The organism is Streptococcus australis ATCC 700641 (genome assembly GCF_000186465.1).
In the GTDB taxonomy this organism is placed as follows: Bacteria; Bacillota; Bacilli; order Lactobacillales; family Streptococcaceae; genus Streptococcus; species Streptococcus australis.
Map to the genome: position 1 here is coordinate 1,109,553 of NZ_GL636091.1, position 23,504 is coordinate 1,133,056.

Sequence of the window (23,504 nt, forward strand, 5' to 3'; positions counted from 1 at the left end):
CACCTTACTGTTTATTTCTTAGTTTTTTTCGTAACTGATAGGCCTTGTTAACAAGGGGATAAAGCATGCTAGTTGGGAGGTTGAATTCGCCAACAAATTCTTCGATCATTGGATTAAATTTTGACTTGAAGTGGTAGAGTCCTCCATCTAACTGGTTCTCAACTCCTCCCATATTTTGCCAAGTAGCTCCACGGTCAAAGGCATGCTGGGCTGTTTCATACCAAGTCAAAATAGCTGGTTGATAGCGGCGGAAGTTCTCATCCATTCCTGCATAGACATTCTCTGAAGTGCCTCCAAATTCAAGAGTTAAGGTTCCAGAAAGAGAAACAATCTCTTGGCCAGCTTTTAGCTCTTGATGGAGAAATTGGATTTCTTCTTCCAAGCGTTCTTTTTCTTGACGGTTATTATCGATCTTGCCTGGTTTTGTTTTTTCGTTAAAACGACTAGCTTCGGCTTGGTTTTTTTCCAGCTGTTCCTTGAGTGAAGCAAGACGTTGAGCTAAGTTAATTCTTGAGAGAGTGATATAAGATTGTCCTGCATAGGTTGTTAGCAGTTTCTCATAATAGTCTCTTCCACGAAGATGGATGCCTTTTCGTGCTTCTGTCTTTTTCATCAGAGCTGCAAATTCGTCTAAGAGTTCAGTGCCTCCAAAGATGACTTCAACTCCTTTATTTCGAGCAGTCCGAATGGCTTGCTTGGTGGATTTGGACAGTTGGTCCTCAGTGAAGTATTCCTTATAGATATTGGCCTGGAAACGTGGTTGAATGGTTTCTCCCATGTCTTCTGTCCGTCCAACCCATTCCACTCCATATTCTTTTAAGGATTGGATAATCGCCAAAGTAGCCTCTTGATCACTTGTTTCTTGGCCGATTAGTCCTTTTCTTAGGAAAAGAGAGGGATCAAACTTGGCGAAGACAGCACGCTTGCTTTTAGCATATGTTTTGATGGATTGGAGCATGAAGGCTACTAATTCGCTGTTTTGATAATCCATAATAGGTCCACGTGGGATATAGAGCATGGTAAAACCAAGTGGAAGTGGCTGGATTAAAATACTTGCGACAGCGACTAGTTTGTGATCTTGGTAAACGCCAAGGCGCTCATTGCCCCAGTTGTCTTTGATCTTTGCCCAATCGGCGCTCTGAAGCAAATTGGTTTGGGGGCTAGTTTTAACGAATTCATCATGTTCTTCGGCAGTAATGCCGATTTTGTATGTATACATTAATGGAGTACCCACTTTCTAAGGGCGTAAGCAACACCCGACTCATCGTTGGATCGCGTAACAACTTTCGCAATCTTTTTTAATTCAGGACTAGCATTGTCCATCGCGACTGGGAGACCAGCAACCTCTAGCATGGCCTGATCGTTTTCTTGATCGCCGACCGCCATCACTTGTTCTGGACTTAAGTGTAACTTGGACGCTAAGTGTAAGAGGGCCTGGCCCTTATCAACTGTCTTAGGCAAGATCTCAAGGTAAAAAGGTGCAGAACGCACAATCGTAAAACGGTCGTAAAAACTATCTGGTATAGAGGAGATGATTCTTTCTAAGACTTCCGGTTCATCGACATACATACATTTGAGCACCGTATGATGCTCCATTTCTTCTGGAGTGCGGTAGAAAAGATCTGAGTGGACCAATTTGGCTTCATGAACGGTATAGGTACCAATGTTACGATTAGCTGTATAAATGCCAGACTTGGTACTAGCGTGCATAGGAACAGCTAATTTGCGAGCTAGCGCTTCAATATCTAAATAGTCCTTGTAGGAGAGGTGTTCTTCATAGAGCATTTCGCCAGTATGGGCGTCTTGAATCAGCCCTCCATTGAAGGTGATAACCAGGTCACCTGGTTGATCCAAATGAAGTTCTTCTAACAATCGAAGGACACCCGAACGAGGACGACCAGTTGCTAAGACAACATGGACCCCTTGAGCTTTGGCATCTTGGATGGCTTGAAAAACTTCGGGGGTTACTTGGCCGTCAGATGTTAAAAGGGTCCCATCGATATCAAGTGCAACAAGTTTAATGTTCATCTTTTTCTCCTGTGAAGGTATCGTTAACAATATAGGACTGGAATAAGTGTAGTTGAGGTGTAAACAAGCTATTTTCAAGCAACATTTCTTTTGGGAAATAGAAGCGGTTATCCCCTTGTCTGCTACCGGCTAAGGAAGCAACGATAGGAGAGAGAAGGGATAGCTCAGCTAAATTTCCATCCTTCTGGATGATCTCAATTTGAGTACGAGGTTTTTCTGAATCAGGTCGGTAAACGTCGTAAGGAAGGTCAAAGTTTCGATGAATAGCCGTATAATAGGTTGGATCAAAACCGACCTCTTGAATCAGTTGTTTGAGAGCAGCTAATTGTTCTTCATCCTTATCTTGAAAGAGAATGGATTTGAAAACCTTGCGATTGATAAAACGCTGGGCCAAATCAGAGAGTACGGAGTCAGGACTCTCCATCCAAGATTGAAAGTAGGTATTCATAACGCCGTCGTCCAAAGCCAAGTAATCGGCCAGGCTAACTTGGTGCTCAAAAAAAGGAATCAGTCGAGGAGAAGTCGCTTGAAAGAACTCCTTATGCTCAAGGTAGAGATGACGTGCCCGCTTGAGCAGGTTCTGCAATAGGACTTCCATTGCTCTGGTGGCTGGATGAAAGTAGACCTGCATATACATTTGATAGCGAGAAACAACATAATCTTCAACCGCATGCATCCCATTGACCTGAAAAGCAATTCCGTTTTCTACTGGGCGAATGACACGCAATATACGAGTTAAATCAAAATTTCCGTAAGAAGCACCAGTGAAGTAGGCGTCTCTTAGAAGGTAATCCATGCGATCGACATCAATCTGACTAGAGATTAACTGCACCACCTGTTTATTAGGGTAGGTGTGGTCGATAACACTAGCTACCTTTTGAGGAAAATCAGGTGCTACTTGAATTAATATCTGGTAGATTTCTGTTTCAGGACAGGTAATAATTTCCTGGGTCATTTTTTCATGATCTGTATCAAATAACCCTTCAAAGGTATGCGAATAAGCACCGTGTCCGATATCATGGAGCAAGGCGGCAACCATGGTGAGAAGGGATTCGCTTGAGTCCCATTGGTCGGTGTATTTCTCATCAAAGATTGATAGGATGCGCCGAGCAATTTCATAGGCTCCTAGACAGTGCGAAAAACGACTATGCTCGCCCCCATGAAAGGTAAACCCAGAGGTTCCTAACTGTTTGATGCGACGTAGTCGTTGAAATTCTTTCGTATTAATGAGCTTGTAAATGACTGGGTGATCCACGTGAATATAGTTGTGCACAGGATCCCGAAATACTTTTTCATTCATACCTCTATTATAGCAGAAAACGGCCTAAATTGGTATCGAGAGATGGTTGCAATAGGAAAAAGAAAGAAGTTTTTGGTAAAATAAAGGAAAGAGGGAAAGGATGGGAACTTTTGAAGATTAGAATACAAAATCAGATTCAATTTGATGATCAAGTGGAAGTGATGGACCAATATTACGAAGGGGAATGGAAGGAAAAAGGTGGCTATCACTATCTGCTTTACGTAAACGAAGAAGGCGAAAAAGTCGCTTTGAAATTTCATAATCAAGAATTGACCATGACGCGCTTTTCAACGCCAAAATCCATCATGAAATTTATAGCTTCAGAGAAAGGTCATGCGCTCATTCCAACTCCCCTAGGCATGCAGCAGTTTGTGATTGATACTCAGGAATATAGATTGGAGCAAAATAGGCTTGGTTTGTCTTATCAGTTGTTAACGGCAGACGGAAGTCAACAGTTTGCGACCTATCGTTTAGAATTGACATGGGAAGACTAGTTTATCAGTAGTTTTTCTTGATTTTTTTACGAGTTGTGGTATAATGAAACCACTCAAGGGAGTAGCTGGCGGATTTCCCGCGATAGTGTCGTCATTCCGAATTATTTCCGGCACTATATTAAACAGCGAGACTTGTTTTTTTAAAAAACAGGTCTCTTTTTTTGTAAAAAGAGGCCAAAAAGGAGGAGACTGTTTTGTCAAAAGAACAAAATAAAGATTTGTTTTACACGCAATCTTCTGAGGAAGTCCTAAAGAACTTGGACTCATCTGTCGAAGGTTTGTCAACCGCCCAGGCTCAAGAACGCTTAGCGACTTATGGTCGTAATGAGTTGGAAGAGGGCGAAAAACGTAGCCTACTAGCTAAATTCCTTGATCAATTTAAGGATTTGATGATTATCATCTTGCTTGCGGCAGCGGCACTTTCTGTGATTACAGAAGGAATGGACGGTCTAACGGATGCCATTATCATCTTGGCCGTTGTTGTCTTGAATGCTGCCTTTGGTGTTTACCAAGAAGGGCAAGCTGAAGCAGCCATTGAAGCGCTGAAAAATATGTCTAGCCCGATGGCCCGTGTTCGTCGTGACGGTCATGTCATTGAGATTGACTCAAAAGAATTGGTGCCTGGGGACATCGTCTTGCTAGAAGCAGGGGATGTCGTGCCTGCTGATATGCGCTTGTTTGAAGCAGCTTCCCTTAAAATCGAAGAAGCAGCTCTTACAGGGGAATCTGTCCCAGTTGAAAAAGATGTGACTGGACTTGTTGAAGCAGATGCTGGAATCGGGGACCGCGTTAATATGGGTTACCAAAACTCAAACGTAACTTACGGTCGTGGTATTGGTGTCGTGACCAACACTGGTATGTATACAGAAGTTGGTAAGATTGCAGATATGTTGGCTAATGCCGATGAGACTGAAACACCATTGAAGCAAAGCTTGGAACAATTATCTAAAGCCTTGACTTACTTAATCGTTGTAATTGCGGTCATTACTTTCTTAGTTGGTGTCTTCGTTCGTGGAGAGCATCCATTAGAAGGCTTGATGGTTGCGGTAGCCCTTGCGGTGGCGGCGATTCCAGAAGGACTTCCTGCCATTGTAACTATCGTTCTATCTTTAGGAACAACTACTCTTGCTAAACGCAATTCAATCGTTCGTAAATTACCAGCGGTTGAAACTCTTGGTTCAACAGAAATCATCGCATCTGATAAAACAGGTACTTTGACCATGAACCAAATGACGGTTGAAAAAGTCTATACCAACGGTCAATTGCAAAGTTCGGCAGCTGAAATTGCTGCTAGCAACAATACCCTTCGTATCATGAACTTTGCCAATGATACCAAGGTGGACCCATCTGGCAAATTGATTGGGGATCCAACTGAGACAGCTCTTGTACAGTTTGGCTTGGACCACAATTTTGACGTTCGTGAAGTCTTGAAGGATGAGCCTCGTGTGGCTGAATTGCCATTTGACTCTGATCGTAAACTCATGTCTACCATCCACAAGGAAGCAGATGGTTCTTACTTTATCGCTGTGAAGGGTGCCCCTGACCAATTGCTCAAGCGTGTGACACGTATTGAAGTCAATGGAGAAGTTCGCCCTATCACAGAAGAAGACAAGAAAGCTATCCTTGCAATCAACAAAGACTTGGCCAAACAAGCCCTTCGTGTCTTGATGATGGCTTATAAGACAAGCAAGGAAATCCCAACCTTGGAATCTGAAATTGTTGAATCTGACCTCATCTTCTCAGGTTTGGTCGGCATGATTGACCCTGAGCGTCCAGAAGCTGCAGAAGCTGTACGTGTCGCTAAAGAAGCAGGTATCCGTCCAATCATGATTACGGGTGACCACCAAGATACAGCAGAAGCTATTGCCAAACGTCTTGGAATCATCGATCCAAATGATACAGAAGACCATGTCTTCACGGGTGCTGAGTTGAATGAACTCACTGATGAAGAATTCCAAAAAGTCTTCAAGCAATACTCTGTATACGCACGTGTATCACCTGAACACAAGGTTCGGATCGTGAAAGCATGGCAAAATGAAGGTAAAGTTGTTGCCATGACTGGTGACGGGGTTAACGATGCTCCATCGCTTAAAACAGCTGATATCGGTATCGGTATGGGGATTACAGGTACAGAGGTTTCTAAGGGTGCTTCTGACATGGTCCTTGCCGATGATAACTTCGCCACTATTATCGTAGCGGTAGAAGAAGGACGTAAGGTCTTCTCCAATATCCAAAAATCTATCCAATACCTCTTGTCTGCCAATATGGCTGAAGTATTCACCATCTTCTTTGCAACCCTCTTTGGTTGGGATGTGTTGCAACCAGTACATCTTCTCTGGATCAACTTGGTAACCGATACGCTTCCAGCCATCGCTCTTGGTGTGGAACCAGCTGAGCCAGGTGTCATGACCCACAAACCTCGTGGACGTAAGTCTAACTTCTTTGACGGTGGGGTTTTCGGAGCTATCCTCTATCAAGGAATCTTCCAAACTATGCTGGTTCTTGGTGTTTACGGTTGGGCTTTGATTTTTCCTGAACACTCTACCCGAGCAGAAATCCATGCAGATGCTTTGACCATGGCCTTTGCGACTCTTGGATTGATCCAATTACTCCATGCCTTTAACGTCAAGTCTGTTTACCAATCTATCTTTAAAGTGGGACTCTTCAAGAACAAGACCTTTAACTGGTCCATCCCAGTTGCCTTTATTCTCTTAATGGCGACGATTATGGTACCTGGATTCAATAAACTCTTCCACGTGTCTCATTTGAGCTTGACGCAATGGTTAGTTGTTGCTGTAGGTGCCCTTATGATTGTTGTTTTGGTTGAGATTGTCAAAGCCGTTCAACGTGCACTTGGTAAGGATAAAAACGCCATTTAAACGCGTATCAAAAGTCATCTTCGGATGGCTTTTTTGTGTGCAGAGATGTCTGGGCATATTTCTTGAGGCAAGACTGGATTTTTGATAAACTAGACAACAGTTTGAAGAAAGGAAACTTATATTATGAAAAAGTTTTTTGCTGAAGTAATCGGCACATTTATGCTTGTCTTTATCGGGACTGGCGCAGTTGTTTTTGGAAATGGGACAGAAGGTCTTGGGCATTTAGGAATTGCCTTGGCATTTGGTTTGTCCATTGTTGCAGCTGCATACTCTATTGGGACTGTTTCTGGTGCTCACTTGAATCCTGCTGTTTCGATTGCTATGTTTGTCAACAAACGCTTGTCATCTAAAGACTTAGTCAACTACATTGTAGCGCAAGTAGTAGGAGCTTTCCTTGCGACTGCTTCTGTCTTCTTCCTTTTGTCTAATTCAGGGATGTCAACAGCTAGTCTTGGTGAAAATGCCTTGGCTAAAGGAGTAACTCCATTTGGCGGTTTCTTGTTTGAAGTGATTGCATCCTTTATCTTTATCTTGGTCATCATGACAGTGACATCAGCTTCTAAAGGAAACGGGAAGATTGCTGGTCTTGTCATCGGTTTGAGCTTGACCTTGATCATTCTTGTTGGTTTGAACATTACAGGTCTTTCTGTTAACCCAGCTCGTAGCTTGGCTCCTGCCCTCTTTGTAGGTGGTGCAGCCCTCCAACAAATTTGGATCTTTATCCTTGCTCCAATCGTTGGTGGTGTCTTGGCAGCGCTTGTTGCAAAGAATCTCCTTGAAACTGAAGCTTAAGCTACTTTAACGAAAAAAAGATTTCGATTCCCTGTGGGGTCGAAATCTTTTTCTTTTTAGCAGTCAAGGATGGTTAAAGCCTGACGAAATTCGCTTGCTAACTGCTGTCTTTTGTATTGATGAAATTCAGGTAAGTCTTTCACAGCGTTGTAGCGTTTATGAAGACGATACATGTGAGGGATCTTGTACTGTGGATAGGCCTTGAAAAAGTCTTCTGTCAGTTGCCATTCTCGAATATAGCCAAGAGGCCGCATGTGATAATGGACGTTATCGATGGCTCTGGAAGGATGGCGATGATGCAAGTGTCCGAAGACGACATCCGCTACCTCGTGCTTTACAAAGAGATCGTGAAAAGCTTGACTACCTAAGAAGGCGTTGAATTTCTGAAAGTAGGGGTGACTAACGAGGAAGTCCTTGTGGGGGACAAAGTGAAGAGCGACGATGATTCTACCATCTAAAGAAGCGAGGACCTGATCCAATCGGAAGAGATCTTCTTGCGTGATGGTTGGATCATCTAAAGGACGTTCCAATCTTCGATCAAACCAGAAAGTATTCTTGGTACGCAGGTGGGCTTCCTTGCTCTTTTCAGGAACAAAGCTATAATCGTACCATCCAGCAAGAGATACTAAATGGCTGTCTCCAAAGGTCTGGACCTGAAAATCATACTGCTTGATTTCTTCTTCTGAAAGAGATAGCATATCGTGATTGCCCAGGTTAAAGGAAACAGGAAACTGTCTTTGGAGGTCCTGAATGAAGGGAAGGCTTATCTGTTTAAAGTCATTAGAGATGTCTCCAGCTAGATGAAGATGATCAATCTGTTCTTCTTGTAGGACCTGCAGGAGTTGCATGCGTTCGGCCTCGCCAAACTGATTGGAATCCAGGTGCAGGTCACTCATAAAACCAATACGTGTCATATCACTAGTGTATCATAAGTTGATGAGAAAGTGAAAGGTAACCAACATGTAACAAATCTAACAATTATGTAACAAGGGAGGTGACAACGACCTGGTTTTATGCGATTTTTGTAGGGTAAACTATTCTTACTATCTCTTACTATGTGCAAATGACGGGGTTTGTGGTATAATAGACTGATACTTAGAAAGAGGTACTTATGGATATTTCAGAAATCCGTCAGAAAATTGACGCGAATCGTGAAAAATTAGCTTCTTTCAGGGGGTCTCTTTGACTTAGAGGGTCTGGAAGAAGAAATTGCTATTTTGGAAAACAAAATGACAGAACCTGATTTTTGGGATGATAATATTGCGGCGCAAAAGACATCCCAGGAATTAAATGAGTTGAAACAAACCTATGAGAATTTCCATCAAATGACAGACTTGTTTGATGAATCCGAAATCCTTCTTGAGTTTCTCTCAGAAGATGAATCCGTTCACGAAGAGCTAGAAGAGAAGTTGATAGAGTTGGATAAGATGATGACCAGTTATGAGATGACGCTTCTCTTATCAGAACCCTATGATAATAATAATGCAATCTTGGAAATCCATCCGGGATCTGGTGGTACTGAGGCTCAGGACTGGGGAGATATGCTTCTACGGATGTATACCCGCTTCGGAAATGCTCATGGCTTCAAGGTGGAAGTCTTGGACTACCAGGCAGGAGACGAGGCTGGGATTAAATCCGTTACCTTGTCTTTTGAAGGACCGCATGCCTATGGCTTGTTGAAATCTGAAATGGGCGTTCACCGTTTGGTACGGATCTCGCCATTCGACTCAGCTAAACGTCGCCATACATCCTTCACATCAGTTGAAGTCATGCCAGAATTGGATGATACCATTGAAGTGGAAGTCCGAGATGATGATATCAAGATGGATACCTTCCGTTCGGGTGGAGCTGGTGGACAAAATGTCAACAAGGTTTCTACAGGTGTTCGTTTGACTCACATCCCAACAGGGATTGTAGTTGCTTCGACGGTTGACCGGACTCAGTACGGAAACCGTGACCGTGCAATGAAAATGTTGCAGGCGAAACTTTATCAATTGGAGCAAGAAAAGAAGGCAGCTGAAGTAGATTCCTTAAAAGGTGATAAAAAAGAAATCACCTGGGGAAGTCAGATTCGCTCCTACGTCTTTACACCATATACCATGGTGAAGGATCACCGTACAAGCTATGAAGTAGCCCAAGTTGATAAAGTAATGGACGGAGATATTGATGGCTTTATTGATGCCTATTTAAAATGGCGTCTCAATTAAAGTCCTCCTTCTATATAAAATGTGGAAAGGAATTTTCAATACATGTCAATGATTGAAATGAAAGATGTTGTCAAAAAGTATGACAACGGAACGACAGCTCTTCGAGGAGTGACCGTTCATATTGAACCAGGAGAATTTGCCTATATTGTAGGACCTTCTGGTGCAGGTAAATCAACCTTTATTCGCTTGCTTTACCGTGAGGTGAAGCATGATAAAGGTAGCTTGAAAGTTGCTGGTTTTGATTTAGATAAAATCAAAAAACGCGATATTCCGATGTTGCGTCGGAACGTTGGGGTAGTCTTCCAAGACTACAAATTGCTTCCTAAAAAGACCGTATATGAAAATATTGCCTACGCAATGGAAGTAATCGGAGAGCGTCGTCGCAACATTAAAAAACGCGTTATGGAAGTTTTAGACCTTGTTGGTTTGAAACACAAGGTTCGTTCCTTCCCAAATGAGCTTTCAGGTGGTGAGCAACAACGGATCGCTATCGCGCGTGCCATCGTCAACAATCCTAAAGTATTGATTGCGGACGAACCAACAGGGAACTTGGACCCAGATAACTCTTGGGAAATTATGAACCTCTTAGAGCGAATTAATTTGCAAGGTACCACTGTTTTGATGGCGACTCATAATAGCCAAATTGTAAATACACTTCGTCACCGTGTTATCGCCATTGAAAATGGCCGTGTTGTACGGGATGAAGCGGAAGGAGAGTACGGATACGATGATTAGAAGATTTTTCCGCCATCTCATTGAATCATTTAAAAGTTTAAAACGGAATGGCTGGATGACCATTGCTGCAGTTAGTTCGGTGATGATTACACTTGGACTTGTAGCGATTTTTGCCTCAGTTATTGCGAATACGATCAAGCTATCAGATGATATTCAAAATAGTGTACGGATTGTTGTCTATATGCGCAAGGATATCCAAGATCAAAGCCAGCAGATCGAAAAAGAAGGCCAGATGGTTGATAATGAGGACTACAAGAAAGTCTATAATGCGTTGACAGCCATGAAGAATGTTGATAAAGTTGAGTTCTCCAGCAAGGAAGAACAATATGAAAACTTGATCAAGACTGCCGGTAATAACTGGAAAATTTTTGACGGAGATGCCAATCCACTCTATGATGCCTATTTTGTAGAGACAACGGCTCCTAAGTATGTAAAAGAAGTTTCCAAGGCCGCTAAGAAAATCGAAGGGGTGTCTGAAGTAAAAGATGGGGGAGTTGATACTCAACGTCTCTTTGCTCTCGGGAACTTCATCCGTATTTGGGGCTTGATTGGTGCCGCTTTACTAATCTTTATCGCGGTCTTCTTGATTTCTAATACGATTCGGATTACCATTATTTCACGAAGTCGAGAAATCAAGATTATGCGTCTGGTAGGTGCTAAGAGTGGCTATATTCGTGCGCCATTCCTTCTGGAAGGTGCCTGGATTGGCTTGATTGGTGCAATTCCACCAGCTCTCTTGCTTTATTATGTCTATAATATTGTCTACAAGTCTATGTACAATACCCTACAAGATCAGAAATTGTTCTTATATAGTCCAAACCTTCTTGTTCCGATTATGGTCGGAGGACTGTTTGGTCTCGGTATTTTAATTGGAGCGATTGGCTCATCTATTTCAATGAGACGTTTCTTGAAGATTTAAGAATATACAAAAAAGGAAGTTCAGATGAACTTCCTTTTTTATCGATTTCGAAAGAAGGGATTAAACATTTTTTCATGACCGATAGTGGTATCATTCCCATGTCCTGGGTATACTGCGTAAGAGGATGGAAGAGTGAGCAATTGTGTCTCAATACTTTCAAGGAGTTGGGGACCACTTCCTGTCGGCAAATCGGTCCGTCCAATAGTTTCTCGGAAAAGGGCATCTCCTGTCAAGACAAGGTGGTCATCAGGAAAGACCAAGGAGACCCCTCCGATGGAATGTCCTGGTGTGTGAAGGACATAAAAATGGAAATTCTTCAAATGATAATCTGTTCGGTAGTCATAAAGTTCTTCGGCTGGCTGACAGACCACATCCATTAAATCAGAATGGCGGTCTAGTCCGGAAAGATTGTCCACAGGACTTTGAAGCCAGGCTGCTTCATGAGCATCTACATAAACAGGTGGATGGCCATAAGATTCCCGCACCTTCTCTAAACTCATGATATGGTCGTAGTGGGTATGGGTGAGGAGAATAGCAGCAATTGGTTTTGCGAGTTGATCGATGCGGCTGCGAATTTGTTCCCAGGCACTCCCGGGATCAACGACCAGAAGATAGTCCTCGTTTTCAAGCAAGTAGGTGTTTTCATAAGCGATGGGATTGACAATGCGGTGGATTTTCATAAGAGCTCCTTTCTCTATTAGTCTATCAAAAATATTGTAAAATAGCTGACAAAAACGCCTTTAGAAACCGAAGAATTGTCGCTTGGCTGGATTTGGTCCTTTCAATGTCATAAAATACCAAGCAAAGCGAGTCGGAAAATGATATAATTTTAAGTGCTATGACGACGAATGTTAAAAGAAAATATGCTGTCGTGGACCTGGAAGCGACCAGTGCAAGCAGCAATGCAAAAATTATTCAAATCGGGATTGTCATCATTCAAGATGGGCAGATTGTAGAGACCTATGAGACTGATGTCAATCCGCATGAGGAACTAGACGAACATATTCGCCAACTGACTGGGATTACCAATCAGCAACTAAAGAAGGCCCCTGACTTTTCACAGGTAGCCAGACAAGTATACGAACTGATTGAAGATGCTGTCTTTGTGGCTCATAATGTCAAATTTGATGCCAATCTCTTGGCAGAATCATTGTTTTGGGAAGGCTTTGAGCTCATAACCCCCCGGATCGATACGGTTGAATTGGCCCAAGTCTTTTTCCCAACCCTAGAAAGATATAATTTAAGTAGCCTGTGTGAAGAATTGGCGATTCCTCTAGACCATGCCCACTCAGCTATTTCTGATGCGCAAGCAACCGCCCAGCTATTTCTTAAGCTTCGTGAAACGATTGCTTCCTTACCAAGAGAATTGGTGGAAACCTTGCTGTCATTTTCTGATAATCTGATTTACGAGTCGAGACTCTTGATAGAGGATGCGTTCGAGGATACGGGAGCTTTTCATAAAGAGGACTTGACATCTCACCATGGGATTTTTCTTCGTAAGCTTCTGATCAAAAGAGATGCCAAGAATTTTTCTGATCAGTTTGCTATTAATATCCAGTTAATGGGTATGGAACCCCGTCCCTTGCAGCAAGAGTTTGCCCAGTCAATTGAAGAAAGTCTTCAGTCTTCGAGAGAAGTAGCAACCTTTGTCGAGGGACCTACTGGGATTGGAAAAACCTATGGCTACCTTCTTTCCTTACTATCGCATACAAGGGACCAGATTGTCGTCAGTGTTCCAACCAAGGTCTTACAAGACCAGATTATGCAGCAGGAGGCTAAGATGATTGAGGACGTTTTTCAGACATCTTTTCATAGCCTAAAGAGTCCTCAAAATTATTTAAAACTAGATGAGTTCTTTCGAATCTTGCATGAACCAGAGGAAAATCGTCTATGGAATCGGTTCAAAATGCAATTGCTAGTCTGGTTGACCCAAACAAGGACGGGTGATCTAAACGAAGTGGGACAGCTTCATCGTTACGGGAATTTTGTTCAACGAATCCGTCATGATGGGAAGCTATCAAAAAAATCTTTATTTTACACAGAAGATTTTTGGCGTCTCGGTCAAGAAAAAGCCAAAATGAGTCGAGTCTTGCTCACCAATCATGCCTATTTATTGACTCGATTAGAGGATGATCCTTCTCTAGTAGAAAATCGGACTCTAGTGGTGGATGAAGCACAAAAACTTTATTTTTCATTAGAGCAGTTTTCAAGGGCTTCCTTATCATTATCAGATTTCATGCTAGATCTGCAACGGGAGATAGAAATAGAAAAATCCTTGCTGAAACGACGGATCCTTGAGAGTCTCCAATTTGAATTGAATGCTCTACTCAAACATCTTGAATCGGGTAGCAGAAAGGTCGAACTAACACCGGAACAGGTGAAAAAAATTCGCCAGGATTTATCTGAACTAGATAGTCCGGTCTTGGCTGCATTAAAAACGGTCTTTGATCCTCGTTTTCAAATTTTTTGGATTGATCGTACACAAGAGAATCAGCATCCGATAATTCGCTTGCAGTCTGGAAGAGAGGGCTTGGTTTCCCTTCAAGACTTTATTCCAACAACTACCAGACTTCTCTTGGTCTCAGCTACCTTATCCATTAGTAAAAAGGTCAATCTAGCCTCGATTTTAGGAATTGAGAATTACCAATTCATTGGGAAAGAACTGTCCTATCATCAAGGGCAAACCATCTTCATCGATCGAGAATTTCCTGATTTGACCAATTTGACGCAAGAGGAATTAGCTGGCTCTTTAGCAAGTTATTTGGATGATCTAGCAGCTACTGGCTTGCCTCTCTTTGCCTTGTTCACTTCCAAGGACTTGCTTTTAGCAACTTCTCAGCTGATGACAGTGGGGCATCTGGCTCAGTATAAGAATGGTGAAGCAGCAACTATTAAACGCCGATTTGATAGAGGGGAAGCTTCCGTCCTTTTAGGATCCGGTAGTTTTTGGGAAGGGGTCGATTTTGCCCAGCAAGCAAAAATCATTCAAGTCATTCCTCGCATTCCTTTTGATAATCCAAGTGATTTCTTTGTACAAAAGCTGCATGAAACCTTGCGCCTAGAAGGGAAAAATCCTTTCTATGATTATAGTTTGCCACTAGCTATCTTACGCTTGAAGCAGGCTCTTGGACGCTCGAGTCGTTCGAGCGAGCAAGAATCTCTGGTCATTTTATTAGATCAACGCTTATTAAATCGTCAATATGGTTCGCAGATTCAAGCTAGTTTAGAGAAAATAGCTCCTCTTGTCATTGCTAAGACAGGAGAAGTAAAAGAAGTTGTTGAACAATTTAGGAGTTAACATGAATCAAAAACCCAATGGAACTCAGTATGTTCCCGGTCTCTTGCTAGCCGCTCTCACAGCAGGATTATCTATGGTGTTAGGAAAAGCAGTACCTATCCTTGGCTCTAGTCTCTTTGCTATCCTATGTGGGATCCTCTTGAATGCTAGTCAACTCTTGCCTCAAAATAGCAGGCCGGGACTAGCCTATTCAGGGAAAAAACTCTTGCAATATTCCATTATTTTAATGGGCTTTACTTTGTCCTTTCAAAAGGTGACCCAATTGGGCCTGTCTTCTTTGGTCATTAGTTTACCGACCATCAGTATTGCCTTTCTCTCTGCTTTTGCAATGGGCTACCTCTTAAAAGCTCCAAAGATCTTAACAGCCTTGGTTGGAATGGGGACAGCTATTTGTGGAGGCTCTGCAATCGCGGCAGCCTCTCCCGTTCTAGAAGCTGATGAAAATGACATCGCTCTGTCCATGTCGACCATCTTTTTCTTTAATATCCTAGCGGTTTTCCTCTTTCCTTTCTTTGGTCACCTCCTTGCTATGACGGACCGGCAATTTGGTTTTTGGGCAGGAACGGCCATTAATGATACCTCATCTGTTGTAGCGGCCGCATTTTCCTATAGTAAAGCAGCGGGTGAAGTGGCTACGGTTGTAAAGTTGACCCGAGCTCTGATGATAATTCCTATCTGTTTTGGGATGTTGGGACTAAAACTTCTAGGACGGTCGAAACAGGATCGAGAAGGCAAGCAAGTGGCATTGAGTAAAATTGTTCCTTGGTTTATTTTTTACTTCCTTTTGGCCTCTTTAGTGACGTCCTTTGGGTGGTTTCCGAGTTCTTGGATTCCCTTCTGTAAATGGCTGTCCCAATATTTGATGGCTATGGCCTTGGTTGGCATTGGAAGTCAAGTGTCTATTCAGGCCTTCCGTAAGCAGGGGGTTGCTCCTCTCCTCATCGGACTTGTGGCCTGGCTAGCTGTATCCATTTCTAGTTTGCTACTTCAACACGTTTTAAGAATCTAAATGAAAGGGAGATGAAATGAAGAGACGTCAGTCTTTCAAACTTAGAGGAGATTTCTCCTTGATCACCACTGTTTTGTTATTATTAGCATTTGGTGTGGTGTCAGTCTACATTGCAGTTTCGAATGATTATCCTGACTTGGTTTGGTCTATTTTAGGCCAACAGGTTGCCTGGATTGTTTTAGGATGTATGATTAGTTTTGTCGTTATGCTCTTTAATACAGAATTTTTATGGAAAGTAACGCCCTATTTGTATGTCTTTGGCTTGGTCTTAATGGTCTTGCCCCTTTATTTTTACAACCCAAACCTGGTTGCTTCGACCGGTTCTAAAAACTGGGTGGCTTACAAGGGGATCAGCCTTTTTCAGCCATCAGAGTTTATGAAAATTTCTTATATCTTGATGGTCTCTCGTGCGATTGTTCATTTTTTACGAAACAATAGGGAAGAAGATCGGACGCTAAAAAAAGACTTTTTTCTCATTCTCCAAATTGCTGCCTATACCATACCGGTCCTAGGGCTTCTAGCCTTTCAACATGATTTTGGAACCTCCTTGGTATTTATGGCTATCTTCTCAGGAGTAGTCCTTATTTCAGGGGTCTCTTGGAAAATCATTTTACCAGTCTTTTTGACCCTCGCAGGTGGAATTGCTCTCTTTTTGGCCGTCTTTCTATCCGACGGTGGGCGGGCCTTTCTCCATCAAACTCTGGGGATGCCCACCTATCAGATGAACCGCATTTTAGCCTGGTTGAATCCTTTTGATTATGCACAAACCATGACCTTCCAACAGGCTCAGGGACAGCTGGCCATTGCCAGCGGTGGTCTATTGGGGCAAGGTTTTAATGTATCTAATCTGTTGATCCCGGTCAGGGAGAGTGATATGATTTTTACGGTCATCGCGGAAGATTTTGGATTTGTAGGAGGACTGTGCCTCCTTCTCTTATACATGTTTCTAGTTTATAAGATGTTGCGCATTACCCTGAAATCTAATAATCAATTTTACACCTATATCTCAACTGGTTTCATCATGATGCTGGTCTTCCACATATTTGAGAATATTGGGGCTGTAACGGGGATCTTGCCTCTCACTGGAATTCCCTTGCCATTTATCTCACAAGGAGGATCCGCTATTGTGAGTAACCTTATTGGGATTGGTTTATTATTATCCATGAGCCATCAAAATAGGGTGAGTGAAGAACGGAAAAAAGAAAGTCGACTATTGAGACAGAAACAATTGAGTCGACTACACGAGAAAGGAATAATTTGATATGACAAAAGTAGCAGTGATGTTAGCAAATGGTTTCGAGGAAATCGAAGCCTTGACCGTTGTCGATGTTTTGCGAAGAGCAGCAATCGAGTGTTTGATGGTTGGATTTGATCCAGAAGTGACAGGTTCCCATGGGATCACAGTGAAGGTTGATGAGGTCTGGTCCGGTTCGTTGGATCATTTTGATGGCATTGTCCTTCCAGGAGGGATGCCGGGAGCAGCAAATCTACGCGACCATGAGGGCTTGATTCAGTCTTTAAAAGAAGCCCATGAACAAGGAAAAAGTCTAGCAGCTATTTGTGCAGCTCCGATTGTGTTGGATCGAGCTGGACTACTTGATGAAAAACGCTATACCTGCTATGATGGCTTCGAAAAAGAAATTGGAAGAGAGCATTATGTGAAGGAAGCAGTGGTTCAGGATGGTCACATCTTGACCAGTCGGGGTCCTGCGACAGCACTTGCTTTTTCCTATGCCCTGGTCAACCATTTTGGTGGAGATGCCACAGCATTGAGAGAAGGGATGCTCTATCAAGATGTTTTTGGAACATCGGCCCCTTAGTTGTTGAGAAGAAAAATGAAGGTAGGAAAATTCCTGTCTTCATTTTTTTATAGGCTAGTTTTGTCAAAATATAAATGCTTTTTGAATGAAAGTAAAACAGGTGGGAGATGACTGTAAAAAAACCGTGAAAACATTGACTTTACAAGCAATTTTTTGAAAATTATGGTATAATTGAAGCTATGGATTATCATGATTTTATATGGGATCTTGGTGGGACTTTATTGGACAATTATGAGACCTCTACAAAAGCTTTTGTAGCGACCTTACAGTATTTCCAAAGGGAGGCTGATCATGATTCCGTTTATGCAGCTTTAAAGGTTTCCACGGATTATGCTGTTCAGCAGTTTGCCTCAGACCTTCCAGACTTTTTGGGAGAGTATAAACAGCGAGAGAAAGAAGCTCTTGAAATCCCCTGCTTATTCGAGGGGACTGAGGAGTTATTGCATCGTCTAACAGCTGTAGGAGCCCGTCATTTTTTGGTTTCTCACCGTGACCATCATGTAGAGACCATCTTAGAAAAAACAGGGATTCGTCATTACTTTACAGAAGTTGTGACTGCTGATGATGGTTTTCCACGTAAACCAGATCCTACGTCCATGTTGTATCTAAAAGACAAGTATGCGATTGAGTCTGGCTTGGTGATTGGAGATCGCCCGATTGATATCGAAGCTGGTCAGAGAGCTGGCATGGCGACCTATTTGTTCGACTCAATGGATCAATTAAGTGCCTATATTTTTAATTAGAAAAGGGAAAGAATGACAGAAGAATTGAAGCAAGAAACGACTGGTCAAGAATATGATGCCAGTCAGATTCAGGTTTTAGAAGGTTTAGAAGCAGTTCGGATGCGTCCGGGGATGTATATCGGATCCACTTCTAAAGAAGGTCTTCACCATTTGGTCTGGGAAATCGTCGATAACTCAATCGATGAGGCCCTTGCAGGCTTTGCTAGCCATATCGAAGTCTTTATCGAAGCGGACAATTCGATTACAGTCGTCGATGATGGACGGGGTATTCCGGTTGATATTCAAGAAAAAACGGGCCGTCCAGCGGTTGAGACTGTCTTTACCGTTCTCCATGCGGGAGGAAAATTTGGCGGTGGTGGTTACAAGGTTTCTGGTGGACTCCATGGAGTTGGATCATCCGTCGTAAATGCCTTGTCGACTCAGTTGGATGTGCACGTCCATAAGAATGGTCAAATTCATTACCAAGAATACAAACGCGGTCAAGTCGTTGCAGATCTTGAAGTAATCGGTGAAACAGATCGAACTGGTACAACTGTTCACTTTACTCCAGACCCAGAGATTTTCACAGAAACAACCGTCTTTGATTTTGACAAGTTGAACAAACGGATTCAAGAATTAGCCTTCTTGAACCGTGGCTTACGGATCTCGATCACGGACAAGCGTGAAGGGCAGGAGCAAACGAAAGATTACCACTATGAGGGTGGGATTGCTAGTTATGTAGAATACATCAACGAAAACAAGGATGTCATATTTGAAACTCCGATTTATACCGATGGAGAATTGGATGATATTACGGTTGAAGTAGCCATGCAGTATACGACTGGTTATCACGAAACCGTCATGAGTTTTGCCAATAACATCCATACTCATGAAGGGGGAACTCATGAACAAGGTTTCCGTACAGCTTTGACCCGTGTTATCAACGACTATGCGCGTAAGAATAAACTTCTCAAGGACAATGAAGAAAATCTAACAGGGGAAGATGTCCGGGAAGGGTTGACGGCAGTGATTTCTGTCAAACACCCAAATCCACAGTTTGAAGGACAAACCAAGACCAAACTTGGAAACTCTGAAGTGGTGAAGATTACCAACCGCTTGTTCAGCGATGCCTTCTCTGATTTCTTGTTGGAAAATCCGCAGATTGCTAAGAAAATTGTCGAAAAGGGAATTTTGGCTGCCAAAGCGCGTGTTGCTGCTAAGCGCGCCCGTGAAGTCACCCGTAAGAAATCTGGTTTAGAAATCTCAAACCTTCCTGGTAAATTAGCAGACTGTTCATCTAACAATCCAGCTGAGACAGAACTCTTCATCGTCGAAGGAGACTCTGCCGGAGGATCTGCTAAATCAGGTCGAAACCGCGAGTTCCAGGCGATTCTCCCTATTCGAGGGAAAATCCTCAACGTGGAAAAAGCCAGCATGGATAAGATTTTAGCCAACGAAGAAATTCGTAGCCTTTTCACAGCTATGGGAACTGGTTTTGGTGCAGAATTTGACGTATCGAAAGCCCGTTATCAAAAATTAGTCATCATGACAGATGCCGATGTCGATGGAGCTCATATTCGAACCCTCCTCTTAACCTTGATCTATCGCTATATGAAACCAGTTTTGGAGGCAGGCTATGTTTACATCGCCCAACCACCAATCTATGGTGTAAAAGTCGGTAGTGAAATCAAAGAATACATCCAACCAGGAGCCAACCAAGAAGCAGAATTGGCTGAAGCCTTGGAGCGCTATTCTGAAGGTCGTTCCAAACCAACGATTCAACGATACAAAGGTTTGGGTGAGATGGATGATCATCAGCTCTGGGAAACAACGATGAACCCAGAACATCGCCTCATGGCGCGTGTGACAGTTGATGATGCAGCAGAAGCAGATAAAATCTTTGATATGCTCATGGGGGATCGAGTAGAACCTCGTCGTGAATTTATCGAAGAAAATGCCGAATATAGTACACTTGATGTATAAAATTCTGCGATATTTGCCAATTATTCGAATATTTATGATATAATAACTACGATTACTTTCAAGTAATTTAATGAAGGAGTTTTTATATGTCTAGTGGACTAATTATTCTCATTATTGTCATTGGGGTCCTCTTGGTTTTAGGATATGTAGTGGCAGTCTTATTGAGAAAGCGTAACGAAGCCTTACTGGCATCTCTGGAAGAACGAAAAGAACAGTTGTATAACCTTCCGGTAAATGATGAAGTAGAAGAAGTGAAGAATATGCATTTGATTGGTCAAAGTCAAGTTGCATTTCGTGAATGGAATCAAAAATGGGTGGACCTATCCCTCAATTCTTTTGCTGATATCGAGAACAACCTCTTTGAAGCAGAAGGCTACAACAATTCTTTCCGCTTTTTAAAAGCCAAGCAAGCAATTGGAAATATTGAGAGTCAGGTTCAATTGATTGATGAAGATATCAAGGCCATCCGTCAAGCTTTATCTGAATTAAAAGAAAAAGAAGAAAAGAATAGCGGTCGGGTTGTTCATGCCTTGGATATGTTTGAAAACTTGCAAAGACAAGTAGCTTCTGATCCAGACGCATACGGCCCAGCACTTCCCGAAATCGAGAAGCAAGCTGAAAATATTCAAGTTGAGTTTTCAAAATTTGTAACCTTGAATTCATCAGGTGACCCTGTTGAAGCTGCAGAAATTTTGGATACGGCTGAAAACCACATTGTAGCCTTGACGCATATTGTTGAAAAAGTTCCTGCAATTGTGAAGGATGTCCAAACAACTCTTCCTGATCAATTGGAAGATTTAGAAGCTGGTCATCGTAAACTTTTGGAATCTGGTTATCATTTTACAGAGACTGATTTGGAAGCACGTTTCCAACAATTGCATGCAGCTTTGAAAGCCAACCTGCAAAATGTTGCTGCTCTTGAATTAGATAATGCGCTCTATGAAAATGAGCAGATTCAAGAAGAAATCAACGCCTTGTATGATATTTTCACTCGTGAAATTGAATCACACAAAGTTGTTGAAAAATTGGTCAAAGCCTTACCAGGTTACCTTGCCCATGCGAAGGAAAATAACAAGCGTTTAGCAGAAGAAGTTGAACGTCTCAGCAAAACATTTGAAAGCAAAGAACTTAAGGAAAATCATTTGAAGGAGTTAGAAGCTGAATTAACAGCTCAAGAGCTCGTTGTAGAAGATGCCTTGAAGGATACATCTGAAACTCAAAAAGCCTACTCTATCCTTCAAGAAGAGTTAGAAGCGATTGAAGAACGTCTGAAAGAGATTGAAGATGATCAAATTGCTTTGAGCGAAACCTTGTCTAAGATTGAGAAAGACGACACAAATGCTCGTCAAAAGGTAAATATCTACGCCAACCGTTTACATGCCATTAAGCGTTACATGGATAAGCGGAACTTACCTGGAATTCCTCAATCCTTCCTTACTATCTTCTTCACTGCAAGTGATAACACAGAAGCTCTCTTGGCTGAGTTAGAAGGTCGTCGTGTCAATATTGAAAACGCCAACCGTCTCCTGGATATTTTGACTAACGATATGACAGAGTTAGAGGAAGAAACCTACAAATTAGTACAATATGCTACTCTAACAGAGCAGTTGCTTCAATACTCAAATCGCTATCGTTCATTCGACGATCATGTCCAAGCAGCGTTTGATGAAGCCTTGTACATCTTTGAAAAAGAGTATGACTATCCTGCTTCATTCAAAGTCATTTCAGAAGCATTGGAAACAGTTGAACCAGGAGTAACAGAGAGATTTGTTACCTCATTTGAAAAAACAAGAGAATCCATCCGATTCTAATCAAAAACATCCAGGAGAATATTCCTGGATGTTTTTTTATGGAGATGAAGCTGTGGTGGGAAAGGGAAGGATAGAAAAAAGGAGATGAGTCCATGAAAGTTTTAATTGCTCCAGATTCATTCAAAGAAAGCTTACCTGCGAAAGATGTAGCGGAAATTATTGCAGAAGGCTTGCGTCAGTCACTCCTTGATGTAGAACCAGTCACCTGTCCTGTTGGAGATGGTGGGGAAGGGACAGTGGATGCCATCAGCTACTCATTGGAATTGAAGGAAACTTTTACCCTTGTCACAGGTCCATTTGGAGAGCCAGTAGAAATGCGGTATATGGAGAAGGATTCTTTGGCTCTCTTTGAAGTAGCAGACTTGATCGGTTTAGGAAAAATTCCAGTTGATCAACGCCGTCCACTTGACCTAGAGACCCGAGGAATTGGTGAACTGATTTGTTTTTTAATCAAACAGGGAAAAAAGGAGATTTATATCGGGGTTGGAGGAACAGCGACCAATGATGGGGGCCTGGGACTTGCAGTAGGACTAGGCTACCAATTCTATGATCGAGAAGGAAGAGAATTAAAGGCCTGTGGACAAAGTCTTTTAGATTGGGATTCCATCCGTAAAGAGGAAGCGTTCAAGATCCCAGATGATGTCCAGATACAGATCTTAGCAGATGTATCCAATCCCTTATGTGGACTAGATGGTGCGACCTTTATTTTTGGAAAACAAAAGGGGCTCAGTCCCAATATGTTTGAACAAGTGGATCAAGCTATTAACAGCTTTTACGAAAAGCATTGTCCAAGTATTTTGACTCAAGCAGGGATGGGTGCTGGTGGAGGTCTTGCTGCGGGTCTTTGTGACTTCGCGCAAGCGAGGCTAGTATCAGGGATTGATAGCTGTTTAGATCTGATCGACTTTAACTCCAAAGTAGTCAATGCAGACTTGGTCATTGTCGGTGAAGGACGACTGGACCATCAGAGTCTATCCGGGAAAGCTCCGATAGGGGTTGCGAGACGAACCCCAAAAGGAATCCCAGTAATAGCCATTTGTGGTAGTCTTGCAGATGATTTACCAAGTCTCCCATTTGAAAATATAGTTGGTGCCTTTTCTATTACGAAACATCCCGATAGTTTAGAGCAACTTCTGAAGGATGTGAGGGAAAATCTTCTCTTTACAGCTAGAAATATCGGAAATCTATTAAGCATAGAAAAAAGCGGTTAAACCGCTTCAAATTGAAGATAAAGTCTTCAGAAAAACTTTCCTTAGGTGAGTACGGACGTCAGCGAACTTTTTCAAAGTTCCATGACTAATTATTGAGCCTAAGGTCTCAATAATTCCGAATGCCTGGAACAATTATGTTTCAGGCATTTTTCTCACAGCGGAAAGTTTTTGATCTTCGTAAATAACTAAAAATTAAAAGTCATTTTTGATAATCATCTAACTGTTTTATGTAAAACAATAGCTTGTCTACATACTCAAGCGGTTAAACCGCTTTTTTCTATCTAATGTTAAATACT

19 protein-coding genes are annotated in these 23,504 nt (G+C 42.3%); 14 read left to right on the forward strand and 5 right to left on the reverse strand.

Annotated features, from left to right (window positions below):
- Positions 1–4 precede the first annotated feature (4 nt).
- Genes HMPREF9421_RS05090 through HMPREF9421_RS05100 form a run of 3 tightly spaced genes read right to left on the reverse strand, consistent with a single transcriptional unit; the run spans position 5 to position 3,328 of the window.
- Positions 5–1,219 (reverse strand): aminoacyltransferase, encoded by a 1,215-nt coding sequence (locus HMPREF9421_RS05090; RefSeq protein ID WP_006595930.1) that lies wholly within the window; start codon positions 1,217–1,219, stop codon positions 5–7.
- Positions 1,219–2,028, reverse strand: a complete 810-nt coding sequence (gene yidA / locus HMPREF9421_RS05095) for a sugar-phosphatase (protein ID WP_006595931.1) — start codon at positions 2,026–2,028, stop codon at positions 1,219–1,221. The genes HMPREF9421_RS05090 and yidA overlap by 1 nt, the downstream gene beginning before the upstream one ends.
- Entirely contained in the window at positions 2,018–3,328 is a 1,311-nt protein-coding gene (locus tag HMPREF9421_RS05100) for an HD domain-containing protein (protein WP_006595932.1), read from the reverse strand. Before HMPREF9421_RS05100 ends, yidA begins: the two co-directional genes overlap by 11 nt.
- 110 nt (positions 3,329–3,438) lie before the next feature.
- Between HMPREF9421_RS05100 and HMPREF9421_RS05105 the strand changes: the two genes are divergently transcribed.
- The 3 genes from HMPREF9421_RS05105 (at position 3,439) to HMPREF9421_RS05115 (ending at position 7,493) form a co-directional block, all read left to right on the forward strand.
- Positions 3,439–3,822 (forward strand): YwiB family protein, encoded by a 384-nt coding sequence (locus HMPREF9421_RS05105; protein ID WP_006597388.1) that lies wholly within the window; start codon positions 3,439–3,441, stop codon positions 3,820–3,822.
- A gap of 194 nt (positions 3,823–4,016) precedes the next feature.
- Positions 4,017–6,701: a cation-translocating P-type ATPase gene (locus HMPREF9421_RS05110; protein ID WP_006595934.1), complete on the forward strand. Its 2,685-nt coding sequence runs from the start codon at positions 4,017–4,019 to the stop codon at positions 6,699–6,701.
- Between the two features lie 123 nt (positions 6,702–6,824).
- Positions 6,825–7,493, forward strand: a complete 669-nt coding sequence (locus tag HMPREF9421_RS05115) for an MIP/aquaporin family protein (protein ID WP_006595935.1) — start codon at positions 6,825–6,827, stop codon at positions 7,491–7,493.
- A 56-nt stretch (positions 7,494–7,549) separates the two neighbouring features.
- On the opposite strand, the gene HMPREF9421_RS05120 is transcribed toward HMPREF9421_RS05115, so the two are convergent.
- The gene (locus HMPREF9421_RS05120) at positions 7,550–8,407 is read right to left on the reverse strand and encodes a metallophosphoesterase (protein WP_006595936.1); all 858 of its coding nucleotides are present in this window, start codon (positions 8,405–8,407) and stop codon (positions 7,550–7,552) included.
- Between the two features lie 197 nt (positions 8,408–8,604).
- On the opposite strand from HMPREF9421_RS05120, the gene prfB reads away from it, so the two are divergent.
- The 3 genes from prfB (at position 8,605) to ftsX (ending at position 11,354) form a co-directional block, all read left to right on the forward strand.
- A protein-coding gene (gene prfB, locus HMPREF9421_RS05125; protein ID WP_111674402.1) for a peptide chain release factor 2 occupies positions 8,605–9,700 on the forward strand; the annotation gives its coding sequence in 2 pieces (ribosomal slippage) (positions 8,605–8,676 and positions 8,678–9,700; 1,095 coding nt in all).
- 42 nt (positions 9,701–9,742) lie between these two features.
- Entirely contained in the window at positions 9,743–10,435 is a 693-nt protein-coding gene (ftsE, locus tag HMPREF9421_RS05130) for a cell division ATP-binding protein FtsE (protein ID WP_006595938.1), read from the forward strand.
- On the forward strand, positions 10,428–11,354 hold the full coding sequence (gene ftsX, locus HMPREF9421_RS05135) for a permease-like cell division protein FtsX (RefSeq protein WP_006595939.1): 927 nt from the start codon (positions 10,428–10,430) through the stop codon (positions 11,352–11,354). Before ftsE ends, ftsX begins: the two co-directional genes overlap by 8 nt.
- A 38-nt stretch (positions 11,355–11,392) precedes the next feature.
- Here the strand turns inward: ftsX and HMPREF9421_RS05140 are convergent, their stop codons facing one another.
- Positions 11,393–12,034 (reverse strand): MBL fold metallo-hydrolase, encoded by a 642-nt coding sequence (locus tag HMPREF9421_RS05140; protein ID WP_006595940.1) that lies wholly within the window; start codon positions 12,032–12,034, stop codon positions 11,393–11,395.
- A 158-nt stretch (positions 12,035–12,192) separates the two neighbouring features.
- On the opposite strand from HMPREF9421_RS05140, the gene HMPREF9421_RS05145 reads away from it, so the two are divergent.
- The 8 genes from HMPREF9421_RS05145 (at position 12,193) to HMPREF9421_RS05180 (ending at position 23,208) form a co-directional block, all read left to right on the forward strand.
- Entirely contained in the window at positions 12,193–14,652 is a 2,460-nt protein-coding gene (locus HMPREF9421_RS05145; RefSeq protein ID WP_006595941.1) for a bifunctional DnaQ family exonuclease/ATP-dependent helicase, read from the forward strand.
- A gap of 1 nt (position 14,653) precedes the next feature.
- The gene (locus HMPREF9421_RS05150; RefSeq protein ID WP_006595942.1) at positions 14,654–15,661 is read left to right on the forward strand and encodes a YeiH family protein; all 1,008 of its coding nucleotides are present in this window, start codon (positions 14,654–14,656) and stop codon (positions 15,659–15,661) included.
- Positions 15,662–15,677: 16 nt separating this feature from the next.
- The gene (locus HMPREF9421_RS05155) at positions 15,678–16,922 is read left to right on the forward strand and encodes an FtsW/RodA/SpoVE family cell cycle protein (RefSeq protein WP_006595943.1); all 1,245 of its coding nucleotides are present in this window, start codon (positions 15,678–15,680) and stop codon (positions 16,920–16,922) included.
- 1 nt (position 16,923) lies between these two features.
- Positions 16,924–17,481, forward strand: coding sequence for a DJ-1 family glyoxalase III (locus HMPREF9421_RS05160; RefSeq protein WP_006595944.1), 558 nt, complete (start codon positions 16,924–16,926; stop codon positions 17,479–17,481).
- A 179-nt stretch (positions 17,482–17,660) separates the two neighbouring features.
- Positions 17,661–18,224 carry an HAD-IA family hydrolase gene (locus HMPREF9421_RS05165; protein ID WP_006595945.1) on the forward strand — a complete coding sequence of 188 codons (564 nt, stop codon included), beginning with the start codon at positions 17,661–17,663 and terminating at the stop codon, positions 18,222–18,224.
- Positions 18,225–18,236: 12 nt separating this feature from the next.
- Positions 18,237–20,186 carry a DNA topoisomerase (ATP-hydrolyzing) subunit B gene (gene gyrB / locus HMPREF9421_RS05170; protein ID WP_006595946.1) on the forward strand — a complete coding sequence of 650 codons (1,950 nt, stop codon included), beginning with the start codon at positions 18,237–18,239 and terminating at the stop codon, positions 20,184–20,186.
- 86 nt (positions 20,187–20,272) lie between these two features.
- Complete coding sequence (gene ezrA, locus HMPREF9421_RS05175; RefSeq protein WP_006595947.1) at positions 20,273–21,997, forward strand: septation ring formation regulator EzrA; 1,725 nt, start codon at positions 20,273–20,275, stop codon at positions 21,995–21,997.
- A 92-nt stretch (positions 21,998–22,089) separates the two neighbouring features.
- Positions 22,090–23,208 (forward strand): glycerate kinase, encoded by a 1,119-nt coding sequence (locus HMPREF9421_RS05180; RefSeq protein WP_006595948.1) that lies wholly within the window; start codon positions 22,090–22,092, stop codon positions 23,206–23,208.
- The last annotated feature ends 296 nt before the right edge of the window (positions 23,209–23,504 follow it).

Bases quoted from the DNA above. Each gene is read 5' to 3' on its own strand.
- HMPREF9421_RS05165 (WP_006595945.1), top strand. From the start codon at position 17,661: ATGGATTATCATGATTTTATATGGGATCTTGGTGGGACTTTATTGGAC.
- ftsX (WP_006595939.1), top strand. From the start codon at position 10,428: ATGATTAGAAGATTTTTCCGCCATCTCATTGAATCATTTAAAAGTTTA.
- HMPREF9421_RS05155 (WP_006595943.1), top strand. From the start codon at position 15,678: ATGAAGAGACGTCAGTCTTTCAAACTTAGAGGAGATTTCTCCTTGATC.
- ftsE (WP_006595938.1), top strand. From the start codon at position 9,743: ATGTCAATGATTGAAATGAAAGATGTTGTCAAAAAGTATGACAACGGA.
- HMPREF9421_RS05160 (WP_006595944.1), top strand. From the start codon at position 16,924: ATGACAAAAGTAGCAGTGATGTTAGCAAATGGTTTCGAGGAAATCGAA.
- HMPREF9421_RS05140 (WP_006595940.1), bottom strand. From the start codon at position 12,034: ATGAAAATCCACCGCATTGTCAATCCCATCGCTTATGAAAACACCTAC.
- HMPREF9421_RS05180 (WP_006595948.1), top strand. From the start codon at position 22,090: ATGAAAGTTTTAATTGCTCCAGATTCATTCAAAGAAAGCTTACCTGCG.
- yidA (WP_006595931.1), bottom strand. From the start codon at position 2,028: ATGAACATTAAACTTGTTGCACTTGATATCGATGGGACCCTTTTAACA.
- HMPREF9421_RS05115 (WP_006595935.1), top strand. From the start codon at position 6,825: ATGAAAAAGTTTTTTGCTGAAGTAATCGGCACATTTATGCTTGTCTTT.
- HMPREF9421_RS05120 (WP_006595936.1), bottom strand. From the start codon at position 8,407: ATGACACGTATTGGTTTTATGAGTGACCTGCACCTGGATTCCAATCAG.
- HMPREF9421_RS05090 (WP_006595930.1), bottom strand. From the start codon at position 1,219: ATGTATACATACAAAATCGGCATTACTGCCGAAGAACATGATGAATTC.
- HMPREF9421_RS05145 (WP_006595941.1), top strand. From the start codon at position 12,193: ATGACGACGAATGTTAAAAGAAAATATGCTGTCGTGGACCTGGAAGCG.
- gyrB (WP_006595946.1), top strand. From the start codon at position 18,237: ATGACAGAAGAATTGAAGCAAGAAACGACTGGTCAAGAATATGATGCC.
- HMPREF9421_RS05100 (WP_006595932.1), bottom strand. From the start codon at position 3,328: ATGAATGAAAAAGTATTTCGGGATCCTGTGCACAACTATATTCACGTG.
- ezrA (WP_006595947.1), top strand. From the start codon at position 20,273: ATGTCTAGTGGACTAATTATTCTCATTATTGTCATTGGGGTCCTCTTG.
- HMPREF9421_RS05150 (WP_006595942.1), top strand. From the start codon at position 14,654: ATGAATCAAAAACCCAATGGAACTCAGTATGTTCCCGGTCTCTTGCTA.